Raw genomic sequence first — 12501 nt, 5'->3', positions numbered from 1 at the left:
ATGCGCCACGCATATAAAAAGAATGCCTTGGCGGTTATCTCGGGTCGATGGTGCTCCGGGTCAGGTTCGAAGGGTTTCGGTGCACCTGCCAAGCCGCCGTTGGAGGCTCGAAGCATATGGCAGGAACACGGTTCAAGTTTGCCGGGGGAGCGGCGTCGGAGCTAACCGGGCACCTAGAGGCGCCGGAAGGGACTCCTCGCGGCTGGGCGATTTTCGCCCATTGTTTCACTTGCGGGAAGGACAGTCGCGCCGCCGTCCACATCGCACGCGCGCTCTCGCGGGCTGGTATCGGCGTCTTGCGGTTCGACTTCGCCGGCACAGGGCTCGCGAGTGCCGCGGAAGAAGAGGTAAGCTTCGCTTCTGACGTCGACGATCTGAGGGCAGCCGCGAAGGCCATGGCGGCTGCCGGTATGCCACCCGCCCTCCTTGTCGGGCACAGCCTGGGTGGCACGGCAGCGATCGTAGCCGCCGCCGAGCTGCCGGATGTCGCAGCGGTGGTGACGATCGGTGTGCCGGCCGACCTTCAGCATATCTTGCGCGTGTTCCGGCCTGGCGACCTCGACGCGATAGCGAGCAAGGGCGAGGCCTCTGTGGAGATCGCTGGCAGGCCGTTCCTCATCCGCCGCACCTTCCTGGAAACGGTAGAGCGAGCCGACATCGAGAAGTCCATCGCCGCGCTTCGACGTCCGGTGCTGGTCATGCATTCGCCGGTGGACCAAGTCGTGGGCATCGAGCATGCCTCGCGAATCTTCGTCGCGTCACGACATCCTAAGAGCTTTGTCTCGCTCGACACGGCGGATCACCTTCTCACCGACGTCGAAGATGCGAACTACGCCTCAGCTATGGTCGCCGCGTGGGCCAGCCGCTTTCTTCCGCCGCTTGCGGCGGATCTTCCGCAGGTCGAGGCGGCGAAAGGTGTCGTTGCATCGGAGACGCTCGCGGGAAAGTTCCAGCTCACGGTGCGCAGTGGCGAGCACACTCTGTTCGCCGACGAGCCGGAATCGGTCGGAGGTCTTGGGAGCGGCTTGTCTCCCTACGAACTGGTGTCAGCCGGGCTAGCTGCCTGCACGGTGATGACGATGCGCCTTTACGCCGACCGCAAGGGCTTCCCGCTCGAAAGAGCGACGACGACCGTGCGGCACGAGAAGGTGGCGGACATGATGCCGCCTGACCGCTTCACACGCACCATCGTTCTCGATGGGCCGCTCAGCGATGATCAACGCGCGCGCATTCTTGAGATCGCGGATCGGTGTCCCGTCGATCTGACGCTCGTCCGGGGTTCTGATGTGCAGACCGAGCTTTCGAGCGGCGGTCAGCCTGCCGGTGCGGCGTCGTCGAGTTGATTTGGTATACAGAGCTAAGGGTAAACGGATGGAGAGCCTGCCCGCTACAGACCAGGCGCCGGCGCGAACCGATCGAGCGATACTCGCGGGTGGGTGTTTCTGGGGTCTCGAAGATTTGCTGCGCCGCGCGAATGGCGTCGTGTCCACGCGTGTTGGCTATATCGGCGGCGAGATGCCAGATCCGACTTATGCGCGGCATTATGGCCATGCGGAAGCCGTCGAGGTAACTTTCGACCCGTCGATCCTGACGTACAGAGCGCTTCTTGAACTGTTCTTCCAGATTCACGACCCAACAACGTATGAACAACAGGGCAGCGATGTAGGCCCGAGCTATCGATCGGCCATTTTTTATACTTCCGCAGCGCAGATGGACATCGCGTTAGCGACGATCGCCGAGATCGAAGCGTCGGGTCGCTGGCCTGGGCCAGTCGTGTCCGAGATCAACCCGGAAGAATCTTTCTGGGAGGCTGAGCCCGAGCATCAGAAATATCTCATGCGTGAACCCGGTGGCTATAGCTGCCACTTCGCGCGACCGACCTGGCGATTGGACCGAGCGAAGCGATGAGCGAGCTTCGACTATCATCGACAACACTGCTGCAAGGGTGCTCGCGCTTTGACGTGCTGGCAGCCGGGTCACCGCCATGATGCCGGAATACGTGATCGCCGGCTTGTGGGGCCTTTTATCGGGTAGTGGACTGCTGGTGGGGGCGGTGCTGGCGGACGTGCTTTTCGGGCGACTTACTCACCGCATGATCTCCGCAGTTATGGGCTTTGGTGGCGGCGTGTTGATTGCCGTTGTCGCTACCGAACTCATCGGCGATCGCGTTTCGGCCGGGATGGGCCCAATTTCGATCTTCGCGCTGCTCGCCGGAGCTGCGATCTTCAGCGGCACAAACTGGTTTCTGTCTCGCCAAGGCGCGAAGCATCGAAAGCGATGCGGTGAATGCACGGAGCAGGCCACTGAACAGGAGCACCGTGGTAGTGGTGCCGCAATTGCGCTCGGCAGCGTTCTCGACGGAATTCCAGAGGCCCTTGTGATCGGGATGTCGGTGGCTGATGGCGGCAGAATCAGCCTGGCCGTCGTGGCAGGCTTCTTTCTCGCTAATGTGCCGCAGGGCCTATCGAGCACTTCAGGGATGAAGGTTGCGGGCCGACCTCGAAGCTATATCTACGCGGTCTGGGTCGGCATTCCCCTACTCGTTTGCGTTGCCGCCGGTGTAGGAAATCTTCTCCTCGTTTCGGCATCAACTCAGGCGCCAGCCATTCTTTCTTTCGCGGCCGGCGCCGTCATAGCGATGCTGGCAGAAGCCATGATACCCGAAGCTTTCGAAAAGGCGCCGCCGTTCATAGGGCTCATCACGGTCGTGGGATTTCTGGCGGCATATCTCATTGCTCAACACTGAGTGATGCGATTGCGATAGTCCTACGCCTCGCCGCTGTTTTCGCGATCTACGCCACGCTCATGCAACTCGGCATCGATCGGGCAGTTCGTGCAACCCTCATAGCAACACAAGCGGCAGATACGATAAGAATGCTCAAGATTTTCCAGGCGATTGCGTAAGACGCGTTCCGCTATGGCGCCGAGAACTTTCAGTTCGTCTGGGCTTAGGATGGATAACCCCTCTGCGATCACCTCGTCGCGCGAGGAAAGGACTTCGTCGCTCGCTATCTTGCCCGCCGCAGTGAGATAGAGGGACCGGGTGCGACCATCCGTGAAATGCTCACGGCGTTCGACCAATCCCTCAGCCGCTAACCGATCCACCAAACGGACTGTCGCTGCATGGGAGAGGCCGACGCCGATAGAGAGCATGCGAATCGAGAGCCCAGGCATGTGCGCAATCAACGCCAGGGCCGATGCTGCGGGTCCAGCTTCCGGCGCCCGCGATGAACTAGCGCGAACGATGTCGTCGCTGATCATGAGTGCGAACGCCCCAAAGATATTTCGATCGCGAGGTTCATCCATTGCCACATCTATATGTGCGCGAAGCATAGACAGCAAGCCATACCCGTGTGGTGCCGGTCGGCAAGCGAGAGGAGAAAAAGCCGGATTCACAGAGGCTTACGACACCCCAGCGATGACACTGGATATCGAAAGTCCGCTATTTAGATCATGGCGGCGTACGGAATGCCGATACCTGGCGGCTATAGATCGGTGTCGCTTGCCGTGGTTCCGGCTGCCTTGAGGCCGAATCACATCTTTGCAGCGCCACTTCGCGTTGTGGTCCAAAGTCCGCGCCGACATTGCCACGTTGACCCCAAGCACCCACGCAGATAGGTCTATGCGTGACGCATACATAAATGTGTCGGCACGAACATGCTGCCAGAGGCGAGTTCATGCGCCATGCGTCACTGAGTGAATGGCGTATGCTCTAGTCAGTAGGGCAAGCCAGGGGAGACAGGCATGACGGTTAAGGTCGCAATCAATGGTTTCGGTCGGATCGGGCGACTAGCCTTACGGTCGATCGTCGAACTACGTCGAGAGGACGTCGAAGTGGTTGCGATCAACGACCTCGGGCCGGTCGCTACCTTGGCACACCTCCTGAGGTACGACTCAGTTCATGGTCCCTTTCGCGGTTCGATCGACCTCGGCGAAGACTGGATCGACGTCGGGTCCGGTAAAATCAGGGTGTCGTCGGAACACGATCCAGCAAACCTGCCCCATGATGAGCTTGGTGTTGACGTGGCGCTCGAATGCACGGGCTTCTTCACATCCAAGGAGAAGGCCGAGTCGCACATTCGTGCGGGAGCAAAACGCGTGCTCATCTCCGCGCCGAGCGATGGGGCAGACAAGACGATCGTCTTCAAGGTCAATCACGACACGCTGACCGCTGACGACGTCGTCGTATCTAATGGCTCATGCACGACCAATGTCCTCGCGCCTGTCGCGAAGGTACTGAACGACCTCTGCGGCATAGAGCGAGGCTATATGACCACGGTTCACGCTTATACCGGTGACCAGCCGACGCAGGATACCGTCCACAAGGATCTCTACCGCGCCCGCGCAGCCGCACTCTCAATGATTCCGACTTCCACCGGGGCTGCGAACGCGATTGGCCGCGTGCTGCCGGAACTAAAAGGTAAGCTTCACGGCTCGTCCATCCGCGTCCCAACGCCGAACGTGTCGGTCATAGATTTGGCTGTTTCGACGTCGCGTGAGGTTTCGATAGACGAGGTGAACGACGCCATCCGTCAGACTGCCGCCGGTGCGATGAGTGGGGTGCTCGCCTTCACGACAGAGCCCTTGGTGTCGGTCGATCTGAACCATCGGACGGAATCCTCAATCGTGGCACTTCCCCAAACAGATGTTGTCGATGGCAGGATGGTTCGCGTGCTTGCTTGGTACGACAATGAATGGAGCTTTGCGACGCGCATGGCGGATACCGCGGTCGCAATGGCGAAGCTCATTTAGCCGATCGAGTGCCCGCAAAGTCGTCACTTTGCGAAAAGGTGGGTTTTCCAAAGAAGGAAGCATCGATGAGCATGACTGGACCATTGGCGCGCGCAGCGAGAGCCCTGATTCAGTGGCCGCGATCGCACGTCGCCAAGATCGCTGAGTTGGACGAGGAGACGTTAGCCCGGTTCGAGGCCGGCGGTAGCGTGCTTGCAGCTTCGGAACTGACGCGGTTGCGTGACGCGCTCGAACGGGGCGGCGCCGTCTTCATCGATGAGGATCATCGCGCGGGATCAGGCGTGAGGCTTAAGTTCAACGCTAAGGACGTGCGTGCCATTAATCGGATGGAGGGCGAAGGCGGGCCGGTAGGCACCGACGATGTCTGAAACCTCAGATTCTCGCGCCGGAGCTGGGGTATGCGGCGACAGACACTCATTCCTGCCGTGACCACGCCTACATGCACACAACCGTATGCTCGACGCACTATCCTTCGAGACGGCAATTAGGGGGATGGGGCAACGCAGGCGTATGACCTAATATGTCGATATTCACGGGTCTCATGATCGGCCCAAGACCATCTACACTCTCCCGTGGCCTGATGGACCTTTCTTGAAAAGCCTGTCACGCGCTTCAAATCCAAAAACGATCGTCGTCGTCATCACGAGGTAGGCAACTATGCCGCCCGGAGAGAGTGTAGGCACTGCGGCGAGGATCAAAGCGTCGTTGCCACCGGGTATGAGGCCGATACCTATTCCCATCAACGCTCCACCGACAATCGATCGCAGAATGCCGGCAACCGTCGGCCGTTGAAAACGCAAACGTCCCTGACGCACGGATGCCGTGATTGCTCCCGCAACAGAGGCAATGACCGCAACGAGTGCGACCTCGCCTGTTGGCGTCATTCGAAGAGGAAGGCCGCGTTGGATCAGGTCAGCGAACGTCCAAGCCGGTGACAGGGCGTAGAGAAGTCCACCAGCGATACCGAGGCCAATCATTGAGGCGCCAAACGCCCACCCCGGTCTTTTTCGCGATGCACCCTTCGTCGATACGAACATCATCGCCAGCGCGAGTACAACCGCAAGGGCGAGAACCATAGCGGCCCCAGGAATGCTTGGGCTCCCGATAACACTTGTCCATGTCACGAGAGAGCCGGGCCGACCATGATCGGCAATCAAGATCCCGACTGCTAGTCCCACAGGAAGAGCCAGCAGTCGCATTTCGCCATCGCCTAACCGTGCCAACGATCCAAGCAGACAGGCGTCATTGATGAGCGCCCCAAAGCCGAAGGCGATGGCGCCGATTAGGAGAAAGGCGTTGACGTTCGTCGAGGGTGCCAGGGTCGCGTTCAGCGACCCAGACCAAGCGAGCGGAATAGCAACAAGGCCCGCCGCTGCAGACGCCGCAAGAAATCCGACGAACATTCTTGGTCGGCGTCGTTTCTGCAACTCGTGAGCAGCCACGACCAGGCATGTCCCACCTCGGTTTGCGGAATACCCAAACCAGAATGCCAGCATGCATATGAGAAGGTCGAACGCGATGGATTCCAAAGTATCAAGCCTGATTTAAATTCTGGTCAGTCGTTCTTCGAAGGGCGCCGGGGTGGCGAGCGGGCTGGCGTTGCGTTTTCAGTAGGTCGTCGCCTCGGGTCGCCGCCCAGATGCTGGAGGCTTGCGAGCTCACTTTTGTTCAACCCGCTTTCGAGAAGAAGCCGCTCGGACAACGTGCCTAGGTCGTTCAGGTCGATGGGCGATAGGGGCGAGACCCACGCCGCGATCACCTGCTCGTGCGCTCTGAGCAAGGCTTTAGTCATCTGTTCACCGGAATTGGTGAGGTGGATGAAACGCGCCCGTTTGTCGACGGTGTGTCGCCGCCGTTCGACCAGATGACCGGTTTCAAGCCTGTCGATCAATCGCACGGTCCCAGCATGGGAAAGACGAAGCCGGCTAGCTAGGACGCTGATAGGGACCCCAGGCTCAACACTAAGAAAGATCATCAGCGCAGCCGCTGGTCCGCTCGGCGAAAGCGAGGCTGAGGCACTCGCGATGCTGTCAGCCACCGCGAGCGCAAGTGCACCAAAATGATACTTGGCTGCCTCCGGCTCCATCCATCAACGATATATGCGTGACGCATAGACATCAAGTGGCTGGAGATGTATGACTGCCGCATACATTTCTGGGATTCGGAGATGGTCATGCTCATCGAAGGACTCGGCTCACATTCCTCGTCTGAGATCGAAAGAGACGCGCCGTCCGCTGGCGGATCAGAATTTGGCGCGCTGCTCGTGCGCTCAAATGGCGGCAGTCACGGAGGGGCGTCATGCCTGATCTGACGCTTGATCTGCGATACCTCAAATACGCGATCCAGGTCGCCGAGGCAGGTAGCTTTCGCCGGGCGGCCGACCGCATTGCGATCTCCCAATCTACCGTCAGCCGTCGCGTGCAGATGCTAGAGCGTCAGCTTGGCGTTTCGCTGTTCGAGCGCACAAGAACAGGTGCCGCGCTAACGCCCGAAGGAGCACGCTTTCTTCAGCACGCGGCGGCAGGAGCGCGATACCTTCGCGAGGCTGCGACAGAGATCCGGTCTACCCGAAACCTCAAGACCGGGCTTATCAGATTCGGCATGCTCGAAGCATTTCCAGCGGGCCCAATCATCGACCTTCTCGCGGACTTCCGACATCAATATCCGACTATCGAGGTGAAGCTCGAGGAAGGCACTTCAGAAGAGAATACAGCGCGGGTGCGGCGTGGATTACTGGACGCCGCAATTTGCCTTCGCACGAACAGCAACCGCCAGTTTAAAATTCGGCGCTTCTGCGATCCCACTTTGTTCGTGGCATTGTCCCAGCGTCACCAGTTGGCGTCGCGAATGCAATTGGCTTGGGAAGACATCTGCGAGGAGGTATTTCTCGTTCGTTCCGACGGTGCCGGACGTGAACTCTCCGACTTGCTCAAGCGCATGGTAGGAGCCGTGGAAGGAGAGGTTCAACTATCCATTCAACAGGTCAGCCGGGAGACACTCCTCACCATGGTCGAACAGGGCTTCGGTTTAACCATCACGACGTTGGTTAGCCGCACTGATATCGCGTTGGTTCCGCTTTCATCGGTCCGAGCGCCCACGGCTGCTACGATTTCATGTTGCGACAACGACAATCCCGCCCTGCCACTGCTGCTGAAATGTCTCGACACCCTTTCAGGGCTGAAGGGGAGAAGTGTGGGCTAATCGTCGGTTTCTTGCGTCGTAGCTCGCCTAGCTTTTGCAAAACCGCGATCGGTTGCGATGAACCTCTCCAGCATCGGCACGATCAATCGCATTGGGTCAGCAATCACCTCGCCCTGTTCCCGGCCTAGCGCTTCGGCATATGCCCGCAAATCCCGGTGGAGAGCTGCGGGCATTTCTACCGTGACCTTGATCGGCTTGTCGTCGACGATCGGACCCAACTTAAGCTTCGCCATCATGATCCTCCGTAGGATTCGAGCACCAGGTCCCGCGTAACGATCACACGAACAGGGAAGCCAGGGCGGATCGTCAGCGTCGGCGCAATGTTGAGCTGTCGCCGCACAATCTGCTGTCCTGCATCATTGATGGTGTCCTCGCCGCCATTGCGGATCGCCTGGATCAAGCGATCATCATTGTCCACGGCGAGTTCGGCGCCGACGCTGAGCAGTGTGGAAAGTCCGGCCGCCTTGGCGAGATCCCACCAGTGGTAATCGACGCCGTCCTGCAGGCCGGCGAAACCTTCGGCGTCGGCACCTGGCTGGCGTTCGAGAACGATCGACCGGCCGTTCGGAAAGATCAGCCGGTTCCAGACCAGCAGCACGCGGCTTTGGCCGAACTGCACGTTGTTGTCGTATTGGCCGATAACCCGCGTGCCCTGTGGGACGAGCAGGATGCGGCCCGTCGGGCTGTCGTAGATGTTTTCGGTCACCTGGGCGGTGATCTGTCCCGGAAGGTCGGACCGGATGCCAGTTATGAGCGCCGCCGAGATGACTGCGCCGGCCTGAAGGATGTTCGGCGACGCCGGAGCAACGACGCGATCGGGGGACACCGTCCGTCGATCGGCCGCCGCGCTGAGGAAGGCGTTCTGGCGATCCTGCGCAGAGGGAGTGGTCGGCGGTGGCGCAAGGCCAAGGCTCGCCAAATCCGGCGAGGGCGGGAGTGCTGGGGCAATTCCCGCCGCGGCGGGCGCGCCCCGGCTTTCGGATCCGGAAAACAGACGGCTGGTCCGCGCGGTCTCGATCTCCTGAAGGCGGCGCTGCTCTTCCGGGCTGATGCCGGGATTGGGCGTGGCGATTCCGGGTGTCGGCACCGGCTGTCCGCGATCCTGGGTGCTGAGGATCGGCCGCCCGAGGTCACCGGGAAGTGGCGGACCGAGCCGCGGCACGCCACTGTAATCTCGTGGAAGGCCAGCCAGGCCGTCCGCGGTCGAGCGGTTCTCGGTCGAATAGAGCTCGTCGGTCGGCCGACCGGCGTCGCGGGTCTGAAGCGCGTAGATCAGTGCTCCTCCGAGTCCGACGCTGGCGACAAGACCGAGGCCGGCGAGAACCTTCCGCGATAATCGGGTGACGCGGGGCGGTTCGGCGCGCAGACGCATCGGCGCAGGCCCGACCGACTCGCCGGTCAGGGGCTGCGCATCGTCGTCCGGCATTTCCTCGCTCCGGGGCGGGTTCTCGCTCACGAGGTCGGCCTCCCGTCGGTTCGGACGATTCTGACGCGCTTTTGCTCCCGACCGGAGCCGAAGCGCAGTTCGGCGGCAGCGAACAGCCGGTCGACGATCATGTGGTGGCCGCGAACGCGGTAATTCACCAGCTCTGAGGTGTTGCCCTCGGGACCAACGACGAAGAGCGGCGGCATCTCGCCCTGGCCGATGCCGCGAGGAAACTCGATGAAGACCTGGCGACCGTCGTCGAAGGCGCGCAGCGGCCGCCACGGCGCGCGATCACCCTCGATCGCATAGCGGAAGTTGACGTTGGCGAGGTCGACCCCGCTGGCCACGGGGTGCGCGGCTTGTGCCTCGGCATTCTGCCGGCGCAGCGCGATGAGTTGGTCCTGCGGATACTGCCAGGAGACAGAGGCCATGTAGGTCCGCTCGGTCGAGCGCAGCTCCATGTGATAGGTGCGCATGTTGGTGTTGATGACGAGGTTCGTCATCAGGTCGGCCCGCGTCGGCTTCACGAGGATGTGGATTTGGCGCGTCGCGCCCGATCCGCTCTCGGTGTCTCCGATGATCCAGCGGACCGTGTCCCCGGCCGCCACCGGACCGGCGCCGACGAGCTGCTCGCCGGGCTGAAGCGCGATGTCGGTGATCTGACCGACAGCGGTGTAGACCTGATAGAGCGCCCCTTGCGTCCAGGGATAGACCTGCATGGAGTTGATGAAGCCGTCGCGCACCGGCTGGACGCGGGCCGCCTCATTGGCCTGATTGACGCGCGCCGTCGGGTTGGCCGGCTCGGGCGCGCGTCGTGTCTCCGGCACACGCTGCAACTGGCCGGGTAGCGGCAACGGCCGCGGTAACTCAACCACGGTGACGGGCGCAGGCGGATCGACGGTCTGCACGGCAGGAGCCGCGTTGTCGTAGGAAATTTCGGGCGGTGGGTTCGTGGTGGCGCAGCCGGCGAGCGCGGTTGTCGCCAGCAGGACCATAGGGATTGCGGCTCTGCGGAGAGCCGGGAATACAAGTGTGTGTGAAGCCGGATTTCCAGCTTTACGGAAAGACGGCTTCATTGCCCAAGCTCCCGTGACCAGTTGATGGCGTTGACGTAGATGCCGAGCGGGTTGGCCCTGAGCCGGTCGGCATTGCGGGGGATCTGCACGACGATCGTCAGGATCGCGGTCCAGCGCGTGGTCTCGGCGAGTTGGCCGTTCTCGTAGTGGCGCTCGACCCAGGCCACGCGAAAGCTGTCCGGAGAGGCGCGGATGACGCTGGAGACGTCGACGGCGACCTGCTGGCGACCGACACGCGTGAACGGGTCGTTCGAGCGCGCATAGTCGTTCAGCGCCATAGCGCCGCGATCGGTCGTGAAGTCGTAGGCACGGAGCCAGTTCTGTCGCACGATGATCGCGTCGGCCGGAATCGAGCGGACCTGTTCGACAAAGCGCGCCAGGTGGAAGGCGATTTGCGGATCGGTCGGGCGGTAGTCGGCTTCGGCCGGCGCCACGGCTTGAGCCTGACCGACGCGATCGACCTGCACCACCCACGGCACGATCGTTCCGCGTGCCGATTGCACGACTAGTGCGGTAGCGAACCCGGCCGACAGGATCAGGGAGCCGAAGGCCATGAGCCGCCAGTTCTTGGCCTGGATGCGAGAGGCGCCAATGCGCTCATCCCAGACTTGCGCGGCGCGCTGATACGGCGTCTCGGGCTCGGCGGCTTTGCCGTAATGGGTGGAGGGGCGTTTGAACATCAGCGATCGCCTTCGGAGAGATTGACGGAGGAGCCGCCGCCGTGGGCGTCGCCGGAGCGGACGGCATGGGCCGTGGCTTGCACGGCATGGGTCATTCGCTGGGAGCGGCGCATCCGCTGCGCCCAAGCGGGCGGTCCGCCGGCAATGGCGACACCGGAGGACGCGGCGCTGTCGCCGGCGGCATCACCGCCGACCGAGCCCATGGTGGAAGAGCCGCCCGTCGCCTCGAACGCGGCCTTGCCACCGGCGTCGAAGCTGGAGCGCATGCTCTCGGCGGCGCGGGAGGCAGCGCGGCGCAGTGGCGAGACCGCGGCGCTGCCGCTCGCACGGGCGACCCCACCAAGTCCAGAGACCACACCCGTCGCGCCGGACTGCCCAGCAGAGCCAAGGCTGTAAGCAGTCGAAGCACCGCCTGCGACCGCAGCACCGCCACGGGCGGCGGCGGCTGCGCCACCGGCGAGCGCCGCGCCGCCAGACGCGGCTGCACCGACCGCGCCGACGCCTGCCGCCACCATGCCGCCTGCGGCGAGGCCTGTGCCGACGGCTGCGCCTGCGCTGAGTTGGGGGCCGCCCGAGACGATGCCGCTTGCGATACCGGGACCGAAGATGCCGAGGCCGAGCAGCGACAGCGCGGCGAGCACGATAGCCATGGCTTCGTCGATCGAAGGGTTCTGCCCGCCGAAGCCGGATGTGAACTCGGAGAACAGCGTCGAGCCGATGCCGATGATGACAGCGAGCACCAGGACCTTGATGCCGGAGGAGATGACGTTGCCGAGAACACGTTCGGCCATGAAGGCGGATTTGCCGAAGAGGCCGAACGGGATCAGCACGAAGCCGGCGAGCGTCGTCAGCTTGAATTCAATCAGCGTGACGAAGAGCTGGATGGCGAGGATGAAGAAAGCGAGCAACACCAGCGCCCAGGCCAGGAACATGCAGGCGATCTGGATGAAGTTCTCGAAAAACGACCAATAGCCCATGAGGTTGGAGATGGAGTCGAGCAGCGGCCGTCCGGCGTCGAGCCCGGTCTGCGCGACCTTGCCCGGGCGCAGGAGGTCGGCTGTCGTGAAGCCCGTGCCGCTGGCCTTCAGTCCGAGGCCGGCGAAGCTCTCGAAGATGATCCGGGCGAGGTTGTTCCAGTTGCCGATGATGTAGGCGAACACGCCGACGAACAGCGTCTTCTTCACCAGGCGGGCGATGATGTCGTCATCGGCGCCCCAGCTCCAGAACAGCGCCGCCAGCGTCACGTCGATGACGATCAGCGTGGTGGCGATGAAGGCGACTTCGCCGCTCAGCAGGCCGAAGCCGCTGTCGATGTAGCGGGTGAAGACCTCGAGGAAGTGGTCGATGACGCCGGTGCCGCCCATGA

15 protein-coding genes are annotated in these 12501 nt (G+C 62.1%); 7 read left to right on the top strand and 8 right to left on the bottom strand.

Annotation, left to right across the window (positions count from 1 at the left end; genetic code table 11):
• Nucleotides 1–116 precede the first annotated feature (116 nt).
• From ABDF71_RS09350 to ABDF71_RS09340, 3 genes are all read left to right on the top strand, one after another.
• Nucleotides 117–1343, top strand: coding sequence for a bifunctional alpha/beta hydrolase/OsmC family protein (locus ABDF71_RS09350; RefSeq protein WP_500061480.1), 1227 nt, complete (start codon nucleotides 117–119; stop codon nucleotides 1341–1343).
• Nucleotides 1344–1371: 28 nt separating this feature from the next.
• Nucleotides 1372–1908: a peptide-methionine (S)-S-oxide reductase MsrA gene (msrA, locus tag ABDF71_RS09345; protein ID WP_088217338.1), complete on the top strand. Its 537-nt coding sequence runs from the start codon at nucleotides 1372–1374 to the stop codon at nucleotides 1906–1908.
• Between the two features lie 76 nt (nucleotides 1909–1984).
• On the top strand, nucleotides 1985–2746 hold the full coding sequence (locus ABDF71_RS09340) for a ZIP family metal transporter (protein ID WP_500061479.1): 762 nt from the start codon (nucleotides 1985–1987) through the stop codon (nucleotides 2744–2746).
• Between the two features lie 20 nt (nucleotides 2747–2766).
• On the opposite strand, the gene ABDF71_RS09335 is transcribed toward ABDF71_RS09340, so the two are convergent.
• A complete protein-coding gene (locus ABDF71_RS09335; protein ID WP_198650686.1) occupies nucleotides 2767–3261 on the bottom strand; it encodes a MarR family winged helix-turn-helix transcriptional regulator in 495 nt (164 codons plus the stop codon).
• A gap of 483 nt (nucleotides 3262–3744) precedes the next feature.
• Here ABDF71_RS09335 and gap point away from each other — a divergent pair, with 483 nt between their 5' ends.
• Together gap and ABDF71_RS09325 are read left to right on the top strand one after the other, a co-directional pair.
• Nucleotides 3745–4752 carry a type I glyceraldehyde-3-phosphate dehydrogenase gene (gap, locus tag ABDF71_RS09330; protein WP_088217340.1) on the top strand — a complete coding sequence of 336 codons (1008 nt, stop codon included), beginning with the start codon at nucleotides 3745–3747 and terminating at the stop codon, nucleotides 4750–4752.
• A gap of 8 nt (nucleotides 4753–4760) precedes the next feature.
• Nucleotides 4761–5120, top strand: coding sequence for an XRE family transcriptional regulator (locus ABDF71_RS09325; RefSeq protein WP_202988009.1), 360 nt, complete (start codon nucleotides 4761–4763; stop codon nucleotides 5118–5120).
• Between the two features lie 192 nt (nucleotides 5121–5312).
• On the opposite strand, the gene ABDF71_RS09320 is transcribed toward ABDF71_RS09325, so the two are convergent.
• Both ABDF71_RS09320 and ABDF71_RS09315 read right to left on the bottom strand, forming a co-directional pair.
• On the bottom strand, nucleotides 5313–6248 hold the full coding sequence (locus ABDF71_RS09320; protein ID WP_223850409.1) for a YeeE/YedE thiosulfate transporter family protein: 936 nt from the start codon (nucleotides 6246–6248) through the stop codon (nucleotides 5313–5315).
• Between the two features lie 59 nt (nucleotides 6249–6307).
• A complete protein-coding gene (locus ABDF71_RS09315) occupies nucleotides 6308–6838 on the bottom strand; it encodes a MarR family winged helix-turn-helix transcriptional regulator (protein WP_088217343.1) in 531 nt (176 codons plus the stop codon).
• Nucleotides 6839–6925: 87 nt separating this feature from the next.
• Here ABDF71_RS09315 and ABDF71_RS09310 point away from each other — a divergent pair, with 87 nt between their 5' ends.
• On the top strand, nucleotides 6926–7063 hold the full coding sequence (locus ABDF71_RS09310; protein WP_191192435.1) for a hypothetical protein: 138 nt from the start codon (nucleotides 6926–6928) through the stop codon (nucleotides 7061–7063).
• Nucleotides 7051–7953 carry a LysR family transcriptional regulator gene (locus ABDF71_RS09305; RefSeq protein WP_088217344.1) on the top strand — a complete coding sequence of 301 codons (903 nt, stop codon included), beginning with the start codon at nucleotides 7051–7053 and terminating at the stop codon, nucleotides 7951–7953. The genes ABDF71_RS09310 and ABDF71_RS09305 overlap by 13 nt, the downstream gene beginning before the upstream one ends.
• Here the strand turns inward: ABDF71_RS09305 and ABDF71_RS09300 are convergent.
• Genes ABDF71_RS09300 through trbL form a run of 5 tightly spaced genes read right to left on the bottom strand, consistent with a single transcriptional unit; the run spans nucleotide 7950 to nucleotide 12499 of the window.
• Nucleotides 7950–8186, bottom strand: a complete 237-nt coding sequence (locus ABDF71_RS09300; protein ID WP_088217345.1) for a DUF2274 domain-containing protein — start codon at nucleotides 8184–8186, stop codon at nucleotides 7950–7952. The two genes, ABDF71_RS09305 and ABDF71_RS09300, sit on opposite strands and share 4 nt — an antisense overlap.
• Nucleotides 8186–9409: a TraB/TrbI/VirB10 family type IV secretion system protein gene (locus tag ABDF71_RS09295; protein ID WP_088217346.1), complete on the bottom strand. Its 1224-nt coding sequence runs from the start codon at nucleotides 9407–9409 to the stop codon at nucleotides 8186–8188. The genes ABDF71_RS09300 and ABDF71_RS09295 overlap by 1 nt, the downstream gene beginning before the upstream one ends.
• Nucleotides 9406–10455 carry a P-type conjugative transfer protein TrbG gene (gene trbG / locus ABDF71_RS09290; RefSeq protein ID WP_088217347.1) on the bottom strand — a complete coding sequence of 350 codons (1050 nt, stop codon included), beginning with the start codon at nucleotides 10453–10455 and terminating at the stop codon, nucleotides 9406–9408. Before trbG ends, ABDF71_RS09295 begins: the two co-directional genes overlap by 4 nt.
• On the bottom strand, nucleotides 10452–11135 hold the full coding sequence (gene trbF / locus ABDF71_RS09285; RefSeq protein ID WP_088217348.1) for a conjugal transfer protein TrbF: 684 nt from the start codon (nucleotides 11133–11135) through the stop codon (nucleotides 10452–10454). Before trbF ends, trbG begins: the two co-directional genes overlap by 4 nt.
• Nucleotides 11135–12499: a P-type conjugative transfer protein TrbL gene (gene trbL / locus ABDF71_RS09280; RefSeq protein WP_088217349.1), complete on the bottom strand. Its 1365-nt coding sequence runs from the start codon at nucleotides 12497–12499 to the stop codon at nucleotides 11135–11137. The genes trbF and trbL overlap by 1 nt, the downstream gene beginning before the upstream one ends.
• Between the last annotated feature and the right edge of the window lie 2 nt (nucleotides 12500–12501).

It is taken from the genome of Ochrobactrum sp. WV_118_8 (genome assembly GCF_039631535.1).
Classification (GTDB): Bacteria; Pseudomonadota; Alphaproteobacteria; order Rhizobiales; family Rhizobiaceae; genus Brucella; species Brucella anthropi.
The sequence above is the reverse complement of the archived record's forward strand: the minus strand, read 5'-3'. Positions and strand labels throughout refer to the sequence as shown.

Excerpts from the sequence above, each read along its gene's own strand:
- ABDF71_RS09350 (WP_500061480.1), top strand. The coding sequence starts at position 117 with ATGGCAGGAACACGGTTCAAGTTTGCCGGGGGAGCGGCGTCGGAGCTA.
- msrA (WP_088217338.1), top strand. The coding sequence starts at position 1,372 with ATGGAGAGCCTGCCCGCTACAGACCAGGCGCCGGCGCGAACCGATCGA.
- ABDF71_RS09340 (WP_500061479.1), top strand. The coding sequence starts at position 1,985 with ATGATGCCGGAATACGTGATCGCCGGCTTGTGGGGCCTTTTATCGGGT.
- ABDF71_RS09335 (WP_198650686.1), bottom strand. The coding sequence starts at position 3,261 with ATGATCAGCGACGACATCGTTCGCGCTAGTTCATCGCGGGCGCCGGAA.
- gap (WP_088217340.1), top strand. The coding sequence starts at position 3,745 with ATGACGGTTAAGGTCGCAATCAATGGTTTCGGTCGGATCGGGCGACTA.
- ABDF71_RS09320 (WP_223850409.1), bottom strand. The coding sequence starts at position 6,248 with ATGCTGGCATTCTGGTTTGGGTATTCCGCAAACCGAGGTGGGACATGC.
- ABDF71_RS09315 (WP_088217343.1), bottom strand. The coding sequence starts at position 6,838 with ATGGAGCCGGAGGCAGCCAAGTATCATTTTGGTGCACTTGCGCTCGCG.
- ABDF71_RS09310 (WP_191192435.1), top strand. The coding sequence starts at position 6,926 with ATGCTCATCGAAGGACTCGGCTCACATTCCTCGTCTGAGATCGAAAGA.
- ABDF71_RS09305 (WP_088217344.1), top strand. The coding sequence starts at position 7,051 with ATGCCTGATCTGACGCTTGATCTGCGATACCTCAAATACGCGATCCAG.
- ABDF71_RS09300 (WP_088217345.1), bottom strand. The coding sequence starts at position 8,186 with ATGGCGAAGCTTAAGTTGGGTCCGATCGTCGACGACAAGCCGATCAAG.
- trbG (WP_088217347.1), bottom strand. The coding sequence starts at position 10,455 with ATGAAGCCGTCTTTCCGTAAAGCTGGAAATCCGGCTTCACACACACTT.
- trbF (WP_088217348.1), bottom strand. The coding sequence starts at position 11,135 with ATGTTCAAACGCCCCTCCACCCATTACGGCAAAGCCGCCGAGCCCGAG.
- trbL (WP_088217349.1), bottom strand. The coding sequence starts at position 12,499 with ATGGGCGGCACCGGCGTCATCGACCACTTCCTCGAGGTCTTCACCCGC.